The sequence below is a fragment of the Enhydrobacter sp. genome, from assembly GCF_030246845.1.
In the GTDB taxonomy this organism is placed as follows: domain Bacteria; phylum Pseudomonadota; class Alphaproteobacteria; order Reyranellales; family Reyranellaceae; genus Reyranella.
In genome coordinates this window covers 4669062-4686195 of sequence record NZ_CP126889.1, presented here as the reverse complement: position 1 = coordinate 4686195, position 17134 = coordinate 4669062, and the positions used below count along the sequence as shown (strand labels likewise).

Annotated in this window: 17 protein-coding genes; 13 read left to right on the top strand and 4 right to left on the bottom strand. The window is 65.4% G+C overall.

Going from position 1 to position 17134, the window contains the following annotated elements; all coding sequences use genetic code 11:
• The first annotated feature begins 7 nt into the window (after window positions 1–7).
• The 8 genes from OJF58_RS23365 (at window position 8) to OJF58_RS23330 (ending at window position 6853) form a co-directional block, all read left to right on the top strand.
• Complete coding sequence (locus OJF58_RS23365; RefSeq protein WP_300780259.1) at window positions 8–496, top strand: MaoC family dehydratase; 489 nt, start codon at window positions 8–10, stop codon at window positions 494–496.
• On the top strand, window positions 496–1656 hold the full coding sequence (locus OJF58_RS23360) for an acyl-CoA dehydrogenase family protein (RefSeq protein WP_300780258.1): 1161 nt from the start codon (window positions 496–498) through the stop codon (window positions 1654–1656). The genes OJF58_RS23365 and OJF58_RS23360 overlap by 1 nt, the downstream gene beginning before the upstream one ends.
• Window positions 1656–2135, top strand: a complete 480-nt coding sequence (locus tag OJF58_RS23355) for a MaoC family dehydratase (RefSeq protein ID WP_300780257.1) — start codon at window positions 1656–1658, stop codon at window positions 2133–2135. Before OJF58_RS23360 ends, OJF58_RS23355 begins: the two co-directional genes overlap by 1 nt.
• 58 nt (window positions 2136–2193) lie before the next feature.
• Window positions 2194–3414, top strand: coding sequence for a CoA transferase (locus tag OJF58_RS23350; protein WP_300780256.1), 1221 nt, complete (start codon window positions 2194–2196; stop codon window positions 3412–3414).
• Window positions 3415–3424: 10 nt separating this feature from the next.
• Entirely contained in the window at window positions 3425–4339 is a 915-nt protein-coding gene (locus OJF58_RS23345) for a CoA ester lyase (protein ID WP_300780255.1), read from the top strand.
• Between the two features lie 18 nt (window positions 4340–4357).
• Entirely contained in the window at window positions 4358–5539 is a 1182-nt protein-coding gene (locus tag OJF58_RS23340) for an MFS transporter (protein ID WP_300780254.1), read from the top strand.
• A 121-nt stretch (window positions 5540–5660) separates the two neighbouring features.
• Window positions 5661–6335 (top strand): glutathione S-transferase family protein, encoded by a 675-nt coding sequence (locus tag OJF58_RS23335; protein WP_300780253.1) that lies wholly within the window; start codon window positions 5661–5663, stop codon window positions 6333–6335.
• A 14-nt stretch (window positions 6336–6349) separates the two neighbouring features.
• Window positions 6350–6853, top strand: a complete 504-nt coding sequence (locus OJF58_RS23330; RefSeq protein ID WP_300780252.1) for a VOC family protein — start codon at window positions 6350–6352, stop codon at window positions 6851–6853.
• Between the two features lie 80 nt (window positions 6854–6933).
• On the opposite strand, the gene OJF58_RS23325 is transcribed toward OJF58_RS23330, so the two are convergent.
• Window positions 6934–7674: a dienelactone hydrolase family protein gene (locus OJF58_RS23325; RefSeq protein WP_300780251.1), complete on the bottom strand. Its 741-nt coding sequence runs from the start codon at window positions 7672–7674 to the stop codon at window positions 6934–6936.
• Window positions 7675–7754: 80 nt separating this feature from the next.
• Here OJF58_RS23325 and OJF58_RS23320 point away from each other — a divergent pair, with 80 nt between their 5' ends.
• Window positions 7755–8969 (top strand): ABC transporter substrate-binding protein, encoded by a 1215-nt coding sequence (locus tag OJF58_RS23320; RefSeq protein ID WP_300780250.1) that lies wholly within the window; start codon window positions 7755–7757, stop codon window positions 8967–8969.
• A gap of 17 nt (window positions 8970–8986) precedes the next feature.
• Window positions 8987–10039, top strand: a complete 1053-nt coding sequence (locus OJF58_RS23315) for a hypothetical protein (RefSeq protein WP_300780249.1) — start codon at window positions 8987–8989, stop codon at window positions 10037–10039.
• Window positions 10040–10089: 50 nt separating this feature from the next.
• Here the strand turns inward: OJF58_RS23315 and OJF58_RS23310 are convergent, their stop codons facing one another.
• The gene (locus OJF58_RS23310) at window positions 10090–11310 is read right to left on the bottom strand and encodes an ABC transporter substrate-binding protein (RefSeq protein WP_300780248.1); all 1221 of its coding nucleotides are present in this window, start codon (window positions 11308–11310) and stop codon (window positions 10090–10092) included.
• 259 nt (window positions 11311–11569) lie between these two features.
• Here OJF58_RS23310 and OJF58_RS23305 point away from each other — a divergent pair, with 259 nt between their 5' ends.
• Window positions 11570–12859: an MFS transporter gene (locus tag OJF58_RS23305; RefSeq protein WP_300780247.1), complete on the top strand. Its 1290-nt coding sequence runs from the start codon at window positions 11570–11572 to the stop codon at window positions 12857–12859.
• A 22-nt stretch (window positions 12860–12881) separates the two neighbouring features.
• On the opposite strand, the gene OJF58_RS23300 is transcribed toward OJF58_RS23305, so the two are convergent.
• Window positions 12882–13220 carry a hypothetical protein gene (locus OJF58_RS23300; RefSeq protein WP_300780246.1) on the bottom strand — a complete coding sequence of 113 codons (339 nt, stop codon included), beginning with the start codon at window positions 13218–13220 and terminating at the stop codon, window positions 12882–12884.
• Window positions 13221–13248: 28 nt separating this feature from the next.
• A complete protein-coding gene (locus OJF58_RS23295; protein WP_300780245.1) occupies window positions 13249–14301 on the bottom strand; it encodes a GHMP kinase in 1053 nt (350 codons plus the stop codon).
• Between the two features lie 336 nt (window positions 14302–14637).
• On the opposite strand from OJF58_RS23295, the gene OJF58_RS23290 reads away from it, so the two are divergent.
• Both OJF58_RS23290 and OJF58_RS23285 read left to right on the top strand, forming a co-directional pair.
• Window positions 14638–15798, top strand: a complete 1161-nt coding sequence (locus OJF58_RS23290) for a glycosyltransferase (RefSeq protein ID WP_300780244.1) — start codon at window positions 14638–14640, stop codon at window positions 15796–15798.
• Window positions 15795–17054 (top strand): glycosyltransferase, encoded by a 1260-nt coding sequence (locus tag OJF58_RS23285; protein ID WP_300780243.1) that lies wholly within the window; start codon window positions 15795–15797, stop codon window positions 17052–17054. The genes OJF58_RS23290 and OJF58_RS23285 overlap by 4 nt, the downstream gene beginning before the upstream one ends.
• The last annotated feature ends 80 nt before the right edge of the window (window positions 17055–17134 follow it).

Below are 17134 nucleotides of genomic sequence, written 5' to 3'. Positions count from 1 at the left end.
AGAGAGAATGTCGGAGGATTTCAGGACGCGCGCCCGGCTGGTGCCGAAGGGCAACCGCTACGAGGATTTCGAGGTCGGCCGGGTGTTCAGGCACCATTGGGGGCGCACCATCACCGAGACGGAAAGCACCCTCTTCTCCACCCTGACGCTGCATTTCAACCCGCACTATTTCAACGCGGCTTACGCGCGGGCCCATGGTCATCCGGGCCTGGTGGCCAATCCGCTGCTGGTGTTCACGACGGTTTTCGGCATGACCGTCGAGGATCTGAGCGAGGGCGGCGGTCCGTTCCTGGGAGTGAACGAGCTCACCTATCACCAGCCGGTCTATCCCGGTGATTCGCTGAGGGCCGAATCGGAAGTCCTCGACCGCCGTCTTTCGGACTCGCACAAGGGCTTCGGCATCGTCACCTGGCATACCAAGGGCTTCAACCAGCGCGAAGAGCTCGCGATCGATTTCAAGCGCACCAACCTCGTTCGCCAGAGGAATTCACCGTAATGCCGTACATCACCGAAGAGCGCCGCATGATCCAGGAGCAGGCGCGCGAGTTCACGCTGAACGAAGTGTTGCCGGTCGCCAACAAGCTCGATCCCGAGAAGGGCGACATTCCGATGAGCCTGCGCGACAAGATGGCGGAGCTGGGCTATTTCGGCATCCTGATCCCCGAGCAGTATGGCGGCCTCGGCCTCGGCTGCTTCGAGTATTGCCTCGTGACCGAAGAGCTGTCGCGCGGCTGGATGAGCGTCGCCTCGCTGATCGCGCGCGGCAATCTCCTGATCGGCTCGCACATGATGAGCGAGGAACAGCGCGGCCGCTATCTGCCGCGCATGGCCAAGGGCGAGTTCCTGGGAGCCTTCTCGATGTCGGAGCCGAATGCCGGCTCGGACATTGCCAACATCACGTGCCGTGCCAGGAAGGACGGCGGCGGCTATCTGATCAGCGGCAACAAATACTGGTGCACCTTCGCCGACGGCGCGGACTTCCTGATCATCATCGCCCGCACATCCGACGCGCCGGCCGGCAAACGCCATCTCGGCCTCTCGATGTTCTTCGTCGAGAAGAAGCGCGGCGAGCTGCCGCCGGGCTGCAGCGGCGCGCCTATCCCCAAAATCGGCTATTTCGGCTGGAAGACTTGGGAGCTCGCCTTCGACAATTTTCGGGTCGATGCGTCGAGCATGATCGGCGAGGAAGGCAAGGCGTTCTACTACGCCACATCGGGGCTGGAGACGGCGCGAGCGCACACGGCGGCGCGTGCCATCGGCCTCGCCCAGGGGGCGCTCGACGATTCGATCCAATATGCCAACGATCGCCGGCAGTTCGGCCGTTCGATCGCGGAGTTCCAGGCAATTCGTTTCAAGATCGCCGACATGGCCACCCAGATCGAGGCGGCGCGCCAGCTCAATTACTTCGTCTGCGAGCAGATCGATACCGGCCAGCGCTGCGACAAGGAAGCGTCGATGGCCAAGCTCTTCGCCTCCGAGATGGCCGAGCGCGTTTGCAGCGAGGGCCTGCAGATCCATGGCGGTGCGGGCTACACGACGCTGCACGCCGTCGAGCGCCATTGGCGCGATGCGCGCCTCACCAAGATCTTCGAGGGCACGTCGGAGATCCAAAAGCGCATTATCTCCGACCGACTGCTGGGCCGGGGGAAAAACTGATGAAGGTCTCCGCCCTCACCGGCCGCCACAATTTCTTCGAGGATTTCAAGGTCGGCGACGTGATGAAGCACGCCCGCGGCAAGACAGTCGAGCCGCTGGAGCAGGTCTGGATCACCAACGTCACCATGAACACCGCCGAAGGCCATTTCAACGAACACCTGATGAAGTCCGGCAGCTGGGGGCAGCGGCTGGGCTTCGGCGGCGTCACGATCTCGATGTGCATCGGCCTGGCCGCCGAGGACACCGCCGAGAATGCGCTGATGGAAATCGGCATGGACAGGATCCGGCTGAAGGGCCCGGTTCATCATGGCGATACGCTCTATTGCTATACCGAGGTCCTGGAGAAGAAGGACGCCGACCAGCCCGACGCCGGCATCGTGCGCTTCAGGCACTACGGCGTGAACCAGGACGACAAGCATGTCTTCGAGGGCGAACGCACGGTGCTGATGAAGCGGCGCAGCCACTGGGGAGAGAAGTGACCTTCCGGGCCGCGCGCATCTTGCGCGCCCATGAGCGGGCTGGAAGCCCGCGGTCCGTATGACAGAAATCCTCGGCGCCCTCGACGGTGTGAAAATCGTCGATCTTACCCAGATGCTGGCCGGTCCCTACTGCACCATGCTGCTGGCCGACCAGGGTGCGGAGATCGTCAAGGTCGAACCGCTCGACGGCGACCACACGCGCATCGTCGGCCCCTACCATCCCGACGACCGGCTGAGGGCATTCGGCGGCTATTTCGCTTCCGTGAACCGCAACAAGAAGTCGATTGCGGTCGACCTCAAGCGCTCCGAGGGGCGCGATCTCGTAAAGCGTCTCTGCAAGGATGCCGACGCCGTGGTCGAGAATTTCCGTGGCGGCGTGATGGAGCGGCTTGGCCTCGGCTACGAGACGCTGCGCGAACTCAACCCGAAGCTGGTATACGCCACCATCCGCGGCTTCGGCGACCGTCGCACCGGCGCCAGCCCCTACACCGACTGGCCGGCCTACGATGTCGTGGCGCAGGCCTTCGGCGGCGTGATGGCGATCACCGGCCCTGACAAGAACACGCCTCTAAAGGTTGGCCCCGGCATCGGCGATCTGATGCCGGCCACGATGTGCGCCGTCGGGATCCTGAGCGCCATTTTTCGCGCCCACAGAACCGGCAAGGGCCAGTTCGTCGATGTCGGCATGGTCGACGCCATCCTGTCGATGTGCGAACGCATCGTGCACCAGCATGCCTATACCGGTGACGTGCCTGCGCCGGAGGGCAACCATCACCCCCTGCTCTGCCCGTTCGGCATGTTTCCGGCCAGGGATGGCTTCGTCACCATCGCCGCCCACGCCGACACCCACTGGCCGATCCTGTGCCGGCTGATCGGCCGGCCGGAACTGGGCACCGATCCACGGCTGGCCACGGTCCAGGACCGGCGCGCCAACCAGGACGAGATCATCGCCGCCGTTTCGGCCTTCACCCGCCGGCACACCAAGCACGAACTGCTGAAGCATTTCGGCGGACAGGTTCCGTTTGCCCCCGTCAACGACGTGCGCGACGTCTTCGCCGATCCTCATTTCGCCGTTCGCGACATGGTCGTGCGCGTGCCCCATCCGGGCCTCGAGACGGAAATGGCGGTGGCGGGCGTGGCCATCAAGATGACCGAGACGCCGGGCCGCGTGCGCCACCGGGCGCCCTTGCTCGGCGAGCACACCGACGAGTATCTGAGATCCATCGGCTGTAGCGCGGCGGACATCGTTCGCCTGCGCGCCGACAAGATCGTAGCCTGAGGAGAGAACAATGACCGACCGCCCGCGCCGCGCCCGCCGCGTCCAGCTCTCGACGCCCGGTTCCAGCGAGAAGATGATCCAGAAGGCGGCCGAATCGAAGGCCGACCATGTGTTCCTCGATCTCGAGGACGCGGTCGCGCCCAGCCAGAAGCGGGAGGCGCGCAAGAAGATCGTCGAGGGGCTGAAGTCGCTGAACTGGGGCAGAAAGACACGCTGCGTGCGCATCAACGATCTCACAACCGAATACGCCTTCGAGGACATCATCGAGGTGGTCGAGGGCGCCGGCGAGCACCTCGACACGATCATGATGACCAAGGTCATGACGCCGGCCGACGTCCTGTTCGCCGACAAGCTGCTGCATCAGCTCGAGAAGAAGCTGAAGCTCAAGCGCCGCATCGGCCTCGAGGCCCTGATCGAGGAGGTCGAGGGCATGCAGAACGTCGACGAGATCGCCAGGTCGACGCCGCGGCTCGAATGCCTGGTCTTCGGCATGGGCGACTTCTCCGCCTCGATGGGCGTCACCAACAAGAATGTCGGCGAGACCGGCGGCTATCCTGGTGACATCTGGCACTATGCCCGCTTCCGGCTGGTCATGGCCTGCCGGGCCGCCGGCATCGATCCCGTCGACGGGCCGTTCGCCGACTTCCGCAATCCCGACGCCTATCGCGAGGAGTGCACGCGCTCCATGATCCTGGGCTGCGTCGGCAAGTGGGCCATCCATCCGTCGCAGATCGACATCGCCCTCGACGTCTATTCGCCCAAGGCCGACGACGTGGCGCGGGCGCGCAAGCTCGAGAAGGCCTATGCCGAGGCCGAGGCCAAGGGCCTGGGCGCGATCAATGTCGACGGCGTGATGGTCGACGTGGCCTCGATCCGCATCCTGCGCAACACCATCCTGAACAAGGCCGATCTCTACGGCATGTAGCCCTGCGAAGGCCTCTCCATGAAACGCGCGCTGGTCCCGGTCGCCTCGATGCTGGCGATCCAGGTGATGGTGTCGATCAGCGTGCTGTCACTCAGCGTGATGATGCCGGCCGTGGCGAAGGATCTCGCCATCGATCCCAAGCTGGTCGGTCTCTTCACCGCGATCATCTATGGGGTGGCGACTGTGATGGCGCTGGCGGCGGCCGGCCCCATCCTGCGGCTGGGGGCGGTCCGCGTCTGCCAGATGGCCCTTCTGATGGCCGCGATCGGGCTCGCCCTCAACGCCGTTGCGCTGGTCGTCGCCACGGTCGCGGCGGTCGTCTTCATCGGCGCCGCCCAGGGTCCGCTCAATCCCGCCTCGGCGCATATCCTCACACAGCGGGTGCCGCGGCAATATTTCGGCACAGTCTTCTCGCTGAAGCAGACGGGCGTGCCGATCGGCTTCGCCCTGGCCGGTATTATCTTCCCCTCGCTCCTCGCCTGGATCGGCTGGCGCGGCGCGAGCCTGGCCGCGGCCGGCGCCGCGGTCGCGGCGGCGCTGCTGGTCGAGCCGCTGCGGCCACGCCTGGACGTGGCCGTCGCCGGCAATGCGCCGTCCGCCGGCATCTGGCGGTCGATCCGTTTCGTCATGGGCCATGGGCAGTTGCGGGTGCTCGGCGTCTCGGCCTTCGTCTACGTCATCGCCCAGCACACCTTCACCTTCTATCTGGTGACCTATCTTTACGAGAATTGCGGCCTGTCGATCGCACAGGCGGGCGCCCTCCTTTCGCTCTCGCAATTCGTCGGCACAGCGGTGCGGCTGCTGAGCGGCGGCATGGGCGATCGCATCCCGCGCATGCGTCTCCTGGGCTGGACCGGGATCGGCATGACGTTTGGCAGCATCGCTGTCGGGCTGCTGACGGCGCAGACGCTTTTCTGGCTCATGACCCTGGCCGTCGTCGGCTACGGCGCCGTCGTCATCAGCTGGAACGGCACGTCCCAGGCCGAATTCGCGCACCTGTCGCCGCCCGGCGAGGCGGCGGCCGTCGCCGCCGTCCAGACCGCCCTCGCCTTCTCGGGCGCGATCTTCGGTCCGCCCCTCTTCGCCCTGATCGCCTCCCAGGTGAGCTACCGCGCCGCCTTCTTTGCCGTCTCCGCCTGCGTCCTGATCGCCGCGGTCTGGCAGATCGCCGCGGCCCGGCGCGGCGCTGTTCCGGCCTGACGGAACGCTACACGATCTTTTGTGATTCGATCTCTGGCGCACCGGAGCCGGAAGGATCACCCTGCGTCCCAAGAAATTCGCCGGCGCGCGAACGCCGGCAATCGCGCCAGGGAGGCCCATCATGAAGCTCTACATGCATCCGATTTCCACGACCTGCCGTCCGGTGATGCAGTTCATCGCCGACAACGACATCAAGGTCGACATGGAAGTCGTCGATATCCTGAAGGGACAGCACTACGAGCCGGCCTACAGTACGCTGAACCCCAATCACCTGATCCCGCTGCTCGACGATGATGGCTTTCGGCTGACCGAAAGCGCGGCGATCCTGCGCTATCTCGCCGACAAGATCGGCTCGCCGGCCTATCCGAAGGACCTCCGTCAACGCGCCAAGGTCAACGAGGCGATGGACTGGTTCAACTCCAACTTCTATCGCGACTGGGGTTACGGTCTCATCTATCCGCAGCTCTTCCCGCATCTCAAGCGCGAGGATGCCAAGGTGCAGGAGGCGGTGGTCGCCTGGGGCAAGGAGAAGTCCAAGGCCTGGCTGCAGGTCCTGAACGACCACTGGCTCGGTGGCGGGAAGAAGTATCTATGTGGTGACCAGCTCACGATCGCCGACTATTTCGGCGCCGCCATCACCACGGCGGGCGAGTTGATCCATTGCGATTTCTCCGCCTATCCCAATATCAAGCGATGGCTCGACACCTTCAAGGCCGAGCCGAACTATCCGAAGGTCTACGAGACCTTCATCGGCTTTTGCGCCTCGACCAAGGGACAGCCCTGGCAGGCGGTTTGAAAAGGAGCGCTCCCATGATCAAGGGCCTGCACCACAACGCCTACCGCTGCCGCGATTCGGAGGAGACGCGGAAATTCTACGAGGACTTCCTCGGCCTCCCGCTCGTCCACACGCTCAAGATCGAGGAAACCAAGACCGGCCGCTCGACCGGCGCCGGCGTGCTGCATACCTTCTTCCAGCTCGACGACGGCTCGTGCCTCGCCTTCTTCGAAGCGCCCGGAATGCCGTTCGAGTTCAAGGACCAGCACGACTTCGACCTGCACATCGCGCTCGAGGTCGAGCCCGATGCGCTCGACAGGATGTTTGCCAAGGGCAAGGCGGAAGGCCGAGAGGTGCGCGGCGTGTCCGACCATGGTTTCATCCGCTCGATCTACTTCCGCGATCCCAACGGCTACGTGATCGAGCTCGCCGCCAAGGTGCCCGGCCGCGAGAGCGCCATGGATCCGAAGAAAAGCCGGGCGCGCGATCTGTTGGACGAGTGGCAATCCAAGAAGCCGCGGCCGGCACAAGCGGCGTGAGATCGCCGATCAGACGTTATGCGCTCATGGGACCGCACGCTTCCAGCGCCCATGGGTGCGCGGATGCATGCGGTCCGTAGTCAACCCAATCGCCGACGATAAAGCGAGATCAGGCGCTCCCAGTGCCGCTCCGCTGCGGGCTTGTCGTAGCACCAGCGTTGCGGAAAGGCGAAGCCGTGATGGACTCCTGGATGGACCTCGAGCTCGCCCGGATTGCCCGACTTGTCGAACAGCACCTTGAGCTCCTTGACCATGTCGGGCGGCGCGAGGTCGTCGTGCTCGGCGCAGGAGATATAGAGCTCGCCCTTCGCCTTGCCGAGATTGAGGTGCGGGCTCTCGACCGCGTCGCTCACGATCCAGGTGCCGTAGAATGACGCCGCCGCCGCGATCCGCTCGGGATAGCGCGCCGCGGCAGCCAGCGCATAGGGACCGCTCATGCAGTAGCCATGGACTCCGACCGGCCCCTTCTTCGCCGCGGCCTGGCCGTCGGCGAAGGCGATCAGGGCCGCGATGTCGTCCATGACCGGAGGGATCGTCATCTTGGTCCGCACCGCGCGCATGCGCTGATGCTCGGCGCTGCCGTTCTGCAGGACGTCCGGTCCGTACTTCGTGTCCCTGCCCGCGCGATAGTAGAGATTGGGCAGCAGCACGAAGTAACCGACCGTCGCCAGCCGCCGCGCCATGTCGTAAAGCTCGTCGCGAATGCCGGGCGCATCCATGAGGAACAGCACGGTCGGATACGCGCCGCCGCGCTCGGGATGGCAGACGAACGTCTCCATCGCCCCGTCCCTGGTGGCGATATCCTCGGTGCTCTCGATCATCTTCCTGGTTCCTCTCACTCGATGGCTATGGCAGCATCCCGCGGGGCCAAAATTACAACAGAGGCTTAGGGAGTGAAATGATGAGACGTGTTTTGCTTGGGATGGCGGCTGGCGTGCTTGCCGGCTGGACGGCGCCGGCCATGGCGCAGCTCAGCGACGATATGGTCAAGATCGGCGTGGGCACCGACATGGCGAGCCTCTACTCCGACATCAACGGTCAGGGGGCCGTGGTTGCCGCCCAGATGGCGATCGATGATTTTGGCGGCAAGGTGCTCGGCAAGAAGATCGAGCTCATCTCGGGCGACATCCAGAACAAGGCCGACGTCGCCGCCACCATGGCCGGACGCTGGTACGACGACGAAAAGGTCGACGTGATCCTGGGCTCCGGCGCCTCGTCGTCGTCCATTGCCACCATGAACGTGGCGAAGGAGAAGAAGAGGGTCTATCTGGCGCCCGACCCGGCCTCGTCGGACATCACCGGCAAGCTCTGCAACGCCTACACGGTCCACTGGGTGTACGACACCGCCGCCCTCGCCAACGGCACCGGCTCGGCCATCGTCAAGACCGGCGGCAAGACCTGGTTCTTCATCACCGCGGACTACGCCTTCGGCCATGCACTCGAGCGCGACGTGAGCAATGTCGTCAAGAAGGCCGGCGGCACCGTGCTCGGCAGCGTCAAGGCGCCGATCAACACCAGCGACTTCTCGTCGTATCTCTTGCAGGCGCAGGGATCGAAGGCGCAGATTATCGGCCTCGCCAATGCCGGCGGCGACACCATCAACTCGATCAAGCAGGCGGCCGAGTTCGGCATCGTCAAGGGCGGGCAGAAGCTCGCCGGCCTGCTGGTGTTCATCTCCGACGTGCATTCGCTGGGGCTGGAGCGGGCGCAGGGCCTGCGCCTCACCGCCGCGTACTACTGGAACCTCAACGACAAGACGCGTGCCTTCGCCAAGCGATTTGCCGACAAGTACAAGGGGCGGATGCCGACCATGGTCCAGGCCGGCTTCTACTCGGCGACACTGCGCTATCTCCAGGTCGTGAAGGAGACCGGCACGGACAAGGCGGAAACGGTCATGGCCAAGCTCAAGTCCGAGAAGTGGGACGATCCCGTCTTCGGGCCGAGCTATATCCGCGCCGATGGCCGCAACATGCACGACATGTATCTGTTCGAGGTGAAGGCGCCGTCCGAGTCGAAGGGACCGTGGGACTACTACAAGCTTCTTGCCAAGATTCCGGCCGAGGAAGCGTTCCGGCCGCTGGATCAGGGCGACTGCCCGCTGGTCAAGAAGAACTGAGCAAGGGAGGGCTTGCCATGGCCGAAGCATCGAACATCTATGTCGGCGTTGCCGGCTATTTCGGCAAACCCGACCACACCGGCAAGGTGGGTGTGTTCCAGCGCGCCGCCAAGGGCGGCGACTGGAAGCACGTCCTCGGCAATGTCGAGGTGTTCACTCTCCTCGTGCATCCCGGCAACCCCGAGACGGTGTTCGCCGGCACCAGCGACGGCGTGTGGCGCAGCACCGATCGCGGCGCCACCTTCGTCCGCACCGACTTTCCCGACGCCGGGAAGCAGGTCTGGAGCTTCCTGGTCGACAGCCGCGATCCGCGCCGGATGCTGGCCGGCGCCTCGCCCATCGACGTCTATCGCAGCGACGACGGCGGCGCGAGCTGGCGCAAGCTCGCGACGCCGCAGATCGCGACCCACTGCACGGGGCCCTTCGCCTCGCGGGTGATGCGCCTGGCGCAGAACCCGAGGAAGCCGGACCAGATCTATGCGGCGCTCGAGATCAACGGAGTGATGCTGAGCGAGGACGGCGGCGAAACCTGGATGGACTGCAGCGCCGGCCTGATCGAGCTGGCGGAGCGTCCCCACCTCAAGAGCAAGATCGTGAGCGACACGACCGCCGAAGGCATGCTCGACGGCCATGCCGTCACCATCAATCCGGCCGAGCCGGATGCGGCCATCGTGGCGCTGCGCATGGGCCTCTTCCGCACCACCGATCGCGGCAAGACGTGGCAGGATATGGAGATGAAGCGTTTCTCGCCCATCACCTACGGGCGTGACGTGAAGGCCGCGCCGGCCGAGCCGAACACGCTCTATGCCGCGCTCTCCGTTGCCGCCGCGAGCCACGACGGCGCCGTGTACCGCAGCCGGGATGGTGGGAGGAGCTGGCAGCGGTTCGACAAGGTGCGAGTGCACGGCACGATCATGTCGATCGGCCTGCACCAGAGCGACCCGGATCAGGTCTATATCGGCGCCCGCTACGACGGTGAGGTGTTCGGCACCCAGGATGGCGGCCGGAGCTGGCAGGCAATGCCGCTGCCGGGCGAGGTGCAGCACATCTACTCGGTAGCCTGCGGGTAGCGCGGGCTTGTCCGGGGCCGCGGACGGGAAAGCCCGCGGCCCCGGCGAGACTACGTGCTCTCGGCCTCGAGGATGTCGCCGAACAGCTCCCAGGTCTGGCCCTTGAAGCGGGCGAGCTGGACGGCCTGGATCGGATAGTAGTCGGTCGGGCTGGTCGATACGGTGATGCCGGGAAGCAGCATCGGCACGCGGAACTTGTCGAAGCTCGTCGCCTGCTTCATGACGTTCGCCCGCGTGAGCTCGTCGCCGCAGCGCCGCAACGTCTCGGCCATCAGGAACGAGACGGTATAGCCGCTGACATTGCCGAGATCGGCGAGATGCGCGGTGGGATGGTACTTGGCCATCCATGCCTTGTAGGCCTTGAGGTCGGCATTGTCCGCCCACCGCGGATCGGTCGGGTCCATGTAGTACATGGCCGTGGTTATTCCCTGCACGTTGTCGAAGCCGGCAGGCCTCATCACCGAGCCGACGCTCGCCGAGACGTTGTTCACGTACTGGATCGGCTTCCAGCCGAGATCGGCGATCTTGCGCATCGCCTGGGCGGCGAACTTCGGCGTCGCGATGTTGAAGAAGACGTTGGCATCCGCGCCCTTGATCTGGATGACCTGCGAGTCGACCGTCGGCTCGTTGATCTCGTAGGTGACGTGCTTGACCACGCGGCCGATATCCTTGCCGAGCCCGGCCTTGAAGCCCTCCCAGTAGTCCTTGCCGTAATCGTCGTTCTGCATCAGCACGCCGATGCGGGCGTCCTTCACCGTCGCCAGGATATGCTTGGCGTAGATGGCCGCTTCGGTGTGGTAGTCGGGCTGGAAGCCCATAGTCCATGGAAAATGCTTGGGATCGCCCCACTTCGACGCCCCCGTCGCGACGTAGAGCTGCGGCACCTTCTTCTTGTTCATGTACTTGTGGATCGCCGTGTTGGTCGGCGTGCCGAGCGTGTTGAAGGTGCAGAGCACCTTGTCCTGCTCCACGAGCTGGCGAATGCACTCGACCGTCTTGGGCGGCGAGTAGCCGTCGTCGAGCGTGATGAAATTGATCTTGCGGCCGTTGATGCCGCCCTTGTCGTTGACCATGTCCCAGTAGGCCGAGATCGCCTTGCCGTTGACGCCGTAAGCCGAGGCCGGCCCGCTGTAGGGACAGGTATGGCCGATCTTGATCTCGGTGTCCGAGGCCCCGTCATCGTATTTCTTGCCGGCGCGCGAGGCGGTCGTCGTCGCAAGCAGGGCGGCCGCCGACGCGCCGCCGACAAATGTACGTCGGTTGATGCTCATGAGTTCACTCCCTAGTCGGGAACTCTGCCGGTTCCCATGGTGTGAAGCTTACACGCCGCATCGGAGGCGATACAGAGGGGCAAGCCTTTCGCGCAGCGGCTCGCGTCCGCCGGCACGATGACTTTTCATCCCCAATTCCGTTCACACGAGCCAACAATCTGTTGCCAGCGCGGCCTTCGGCCCGGACAATCGCCGGCCATATCAGCCCAGCGTCCGGAGTCGTTCAGCGTAAACCGCTCGTATCAGGGAGGTTTAGCCGATGTCCGCGCCCGCCGCTTCATCACCCGCGTCCGTGCCCTGGTGGAAGGAGCCCACCAGGGATCAGTGGTATGCCTACGTCGCCGCCTGGCTCGGCTGGACGTTGGATGCATTCGACTTCACCATCTTTCTGCTGATCATGCTGCCGATCAGCAAGGAATTCGGCGTGCCCATCACCGAGGTCACGTTCGTCTTCACCATCACCCTGTGGCTGCGCCTCGCCGGCGCCACCGCCTCGGGCTGGCTGGCCGACCGCATGGGGCGCAAGAAGCCCCTGATGATCTCCATCCTGTGGTATTCGGTCTGCAACTTCATCGCCGGCTTCTCGCCGACCTTCGCCTTCCTCTTCTTCTTCCGTGCCCTGCTCGGTATCGGCATGGGAGCGGAATGGCCGGCCGGCGCCGCGCTCGCGATGGAATCCTGGCCGGCGCGCTCGCGCGGCTTCATGAGCGGCTTCCTGCAAGGTTCGTGGGGCATCGGCTTCGCCCTGTCGTCGGTCGCCTACGGCTTCCTCTACGACAGCATCGGCTGGCGAGGGCTGCTGTGGATCGGCATCGTGCCGGCGCTGGCCGTCGTGTGGATCCGCTTCTACGTCAAGGAGCCGCCAGTCTGGGCCGAGAACAAGCACAAGCAGACGACGGAAAAGCAGGAAGTGAAGCTGCCGCTGTTCACCATCTTCAAGCCGAAGTATCTCTTCAACACGCTGACCGGCGTGGTGTGGATGGCCGCCGCGTTCTGCGTCTACTACTCGATCTGGGCGCTGTTCTCGACCTACCTCCAGAAGGAGATGCAGTGGACGCCGCTCATGGTGGCGACGCCGCTGTTCTGGGCCAACATCGTGGTCCTGTTCGGCAGCATGCTGTGGGGTGCGGTCTCCGACAAATACGGCCGACGGGCCGCGATCGCCGCGCCGGCGATCATCGCCATCTTCGTCACGCCGCTCTACCTCTACACCCAGAATCCGACGATCGTGATCCTGGGCTTCATCCTCCAGGGATTGTTCGGCGGCTCGATCTACGGCCAGAACCCGAGCTATCTCACCGAGCGCTTCCCGACCGAGGTGCGGGCGACGGCGGCGGGCTTCGTCTATCACCAGGGCGCGATCTGGGGCGGCCTGGTGGCGCCGGTCATCAGCTACTTCGCGGTCGAGCGCGGCATGGGCTTCGCCCTGCCGATGATGGTCGCGACGATCGCGTCGCTGGTGGTGGTCGTGATCTCGATCCTGCTGAGCCCCGAGACCCGGGGCAAGCAGTTCACGGCCGACATCGAGGTCTTCAAGGCGGCCGACTGATCCGACTTCGCGCCGTGGCGGCTCAGCCGCCGCAGCGAAAGCGCGTGTAGAAGTTCACGCGATCGACCAGCCGGTCCTCCAGCACCTTGTAGGGCCGGCCCTTGCAGGTCCGCGCCATGAAGGGCCGGGCGACATTCCACACCCGCTCGCGCTCGAGCTCGGCATCGGGCTCGATGACGAGCGTGGCCCGCACGATCATCATCCGGTATTCGTCGGGCGTCGCCGTGGGCGCGATCCGCACCTCGAAGCGCCGGCCTTCGACCTTCACGACCTCGACGCTCGAATTGTCGAGCGTGCCCTTGCTGGCGCAGGCGGCGAGCATGAGAGGCGCAAGGGCGCCGGGCAGGTTCCGGAATTTCATCGGCTGTCCCTTCGACCAGCGGCCGCCCTCACCTCACCTGCCAGGTCTCACAGCCGAGGGCGGTGAACTTGACCGGCGTTGCCAATGCACCGGCCTCGTTGAGGGCAGTGACGAGCCGGAAGCGCTCTTCCGGCGGCACGATGAACATCATGTATCCGCCGCCGCCGGCGCCGGACACCTTTCCGCCCAGCGCGCCGGCCCGGCGGCCGATCTCGTAGAGCGCATCGAGCTGCGGGTTCGTCACCGCATCCGCGGTCGCCTTCTTCGAGATCCAGGAGCGGTTAAGGATGGTGGCCATCTCGTCCACCTTGCCCTGCAGGAGGGCCCGCTTCATGTCGATGGCGTCGGCCTTGAGCTGATGCAGCGCATCGAGCGTCCTCACGGTCCCCGACTTCATGCCCGCGGTCTGGTTGTCGATGATGGCCGCCGATTGCCGCGATTGACCGGAGAAGCTGACGACGATCGAGGTCTCGACCTCGTTGAGAACGGCGTCCGGCATGCGCAACGGATTGACGATGACCCTGTCCCCGGACAGGAACTCGATGAAGTTCACGCCCCCGAATGCCGAGGCGTACTGATCCTGCTTTCCGCCGGCGAGGCCGAGATCGATACGCTCGATGAAGAAGGCGAGGTGCGCCACGTCGTAGGGCCCGAGCGGCACGTCGAGGTAGGCCCTCAGCGCATCGACGAGGGCGACGACAAGGGCGGACGACGAGCCCAGGCCCGAGCCTGCGGGGGCATCGACATTCGTCGTGATGGTCGCGGCAAAGGGAATGCCGTCGGCGAACTTGGTCACGAAGTGCCGGTAGACGCCGGCGTGAAGGGCGAGCTTGCCGTTCGACGGCGCCGACAGCGGAAAAGTCTCCTCGATGCCCAGATCGACGGCACGGAAGACCACGTTGTCGTCGTTTCGCGCGGACACGAAAGCATAGGCATATTTGTCGATCGTGCAGTTCAGCACGGCGCCGCCGAAATCCTCGCAATAGGGCGAGAGATCGGTGCCGCCGCCGGCGAGTCCCAGTCGCAAGGGCGCCCTTGCCCGAATCGTCGTGCGTGCAGCTCCCGGGTCGGCTGATCCCATCAACCTCTTCCTGTCGGCAAAACCGATCGCATACTGTAAGCTTCCCGACAAAAGGTACAATGTAAGCGCATGAAAGGATCCTGGAAGGAAGGGCCGCACGCATCAGTAGCGTCACTCGGGGAGTCGGACAAGCTGGCACAGGAGACCGAGCGTCGACTTCTGTATTCGGAGACGGTCGAACAGGCTCGCGTCGCGGCCTTGCCCGTTCGTCCGTTTGCCGGGATGCCGATGGGGAGCACCGCCGAAAGCGCCGGCACGCAGAGGGTATTCATCGATGTCACCCGCTCCCTTCGACCTGATGCGGCCGGCACTGAGGCTTCTCGTATCCAGCGCCATATGGTCGAGCATCTTGCCCGGGATCCGGCGTTTGCTGTCGATTTTGTCGTCCACGAGCGCGGCGCCTATCGCCTCGTCCCGCGCAAGGAAGACGACGACCAGGCAGCGGCAGCGACCGCGGCGGAGCCGCCAAAACGCACCGGCAATATCCTGGGCGTCCTGATGGCGAGGCTGCGGCGCAGGAGCATCCCGACGCCGGCCGCAGACCAGGAGACAGCACCCATCCATGCCAACCCGTTCCGATCCGGCGACGTTTTCCTCTGCACGGCCGACTTTCAGGACGACATGGACTACGGCGGTCTCGGCCGCCTCGGCGCGGAAACGGGTGTGCGCGTCATCGGCGTCGTGCACGACGTGGCGCGCCTCGCCTTGCCGCATCTCGTTCCAGAACCGGCCGACAGGCTCCATCGGCATTGCGTCGAGATCGGCCATGCATCCGAATGCCTGATCGTGCCGTCGCAGTTCAGCGCCGAGAGCTATGATCGCCTCGTCGCGAAGCCGAACGACATCGACGTTCCGGTGCATGTCGCGCCGCTGCCGAACGTGCTGCGCGAGCGGGCGGACGAGGTCGCGGACAGTCCCGTCCCGGAGCTCGAGGGATGCCCCTTCGTTCTCTATCGCGCGCCGATCGAGGCACGCAAGAACCACATGCTCGCGTTGAATCTGTGGGACGAGTTGCGGGAGCGCCTGTCGCCGGAGGCGCTTCCCCTTCTGGTCCTGGCCGGCGACTGGGGCTGGGGTGTCGAGAGCGTGCAACGGCTGATCGAGAGCAATCGGCGGCTGCGGCCCCATGTGAGGGTCCTGCCCGGGCTTTCCGACGCCGAGGCGATCTGGCTGCAGCGCAATGCCCGGTTCTGCATCTTCCCCTCGCTGGTCGAGGATTCCGGCCATCTGGCGGCCGAAAGCCTCGCCTTCGGCACGCCGGTCGTCGTCTCGACCTGCCCCAGCCTGCTCGAGGCGACGGAAGGGCTGATGCCTTCTTTTCATCCGCACGATTTCCCGGGCTGGCTGCGCGAGCTGGAGCGGCTGATCGTCGACGACAGCCAACTCGCGGCCCTGCGCCAGGCGGCGCCGCGCTATCGCGGACCGGCCCGCGAGGCGTTTGTTGCCCGTATTCGCGAGGTCATCGCGACCCCGGCAGCTCGCCGGTCCGCGACGTGAAGCGCTGCCTCGTCCTCACGCCCTACCCGCTCAGGCAACCGGGCTGGGGCGGCCAGTTCCGTTCGGCGAGCATCGTCGAGGGATTGGCGGCCAGCGGATGGCAGGTGGCCCCCGTCGGGATCTATCATGGCGGTTTCTTTCCGCCGGACCAGCAGGGTCCGGACGACATCGCCCTGACCGACCCCGACGTCCAGAAGGCGATGCTCGATCACAATCTCTTCTTCGATCTGCTGTCGGCGCGCCACGCCGCGCGCAACGGCGACGTCGTGAGCCGCCTGCGCGCCTGCCTGCGGCGCGTCGAGCCGGACGTCGTGCTGCTCGAGCAGCCCTGGCTCTGGCTGGTCCTGCGGCAGGTGCTGGACGACGCGGGCGGAGCCGCCATCGTCTATTCGAGCCACAACATTGAATGGCGATTCCGTCCGGAGCTCTACCGGCTCGGCCTGCGCCGCCCCAGCTCCGAGGCGCTGGTCGCGCTGACCCGGGCGCTGGAGACGGAACTGTACCATCGCGCCGATCTCGTTCTTTCGATCTCGGACGTCGAGGCCGACGAGATCGCGCGCGAGGGCGCCAGGGAGGTGATCTACCTGCCGCCCGTCTCCGACCTGGCCGGCAAGCCGATCGCCACCGACGGCCGCTTCCCGGCCGAGGCGGCGGCGGCCGGTATTCGCTATGCCGCCATGATGGGCACCGCCTACTGGCCCAATGTCGAAGGCTTCTTCGAGGTCTTTCCCGACGGCCTGGGCTTCCTGCGCTGGAACGAGCGCCTCTGGGTCGGCGGACAGCTCGGCGATGCCCTCGCCGCCGACCGGCGCTACCGGGACTTCCAGTCGATCAACGACTCGCGCCTACGCCGCGTCGGCGTCGTTCCCGGCGAGGACAAGGCGAACTTCCTGTCCGGCGCCCACTGCGTGTTCGTGCCGGTGCGCCTGGGCGCCGGCGCCAAGCTCAAGACGGCCGACGCGCTGGCGAGCGGCCGCGCCGTCGTCAGCACGTCGCACGGCATCGAGGGCTACGGCCCGCTGGTCGCTTCGGCACTGGGCCACGGCGTCTACGTGGCGGACGCACCGCACGAGTTCCGTTCCCTGATCCGCCGCGCCCTGCGGGAAGGCCTGCCCGGCTGCAGCGAAGCCGTCCGCGCCGCGCTCGGTCAGGAGAGACTGACATCGACCCTCGGCGCGGCGTTCGACACGATGCTGCAAAAGCGCGGGTCCGAATCAACCACCGAGACGCGGATCGACAATCGAGTCCCCGATTGATAACGTCGGTCGGTCGACTCGTAACGCGGCTGGCACACCGATTTGCGACCAGAAGATGACAAATAGACCGGAACGCCTGG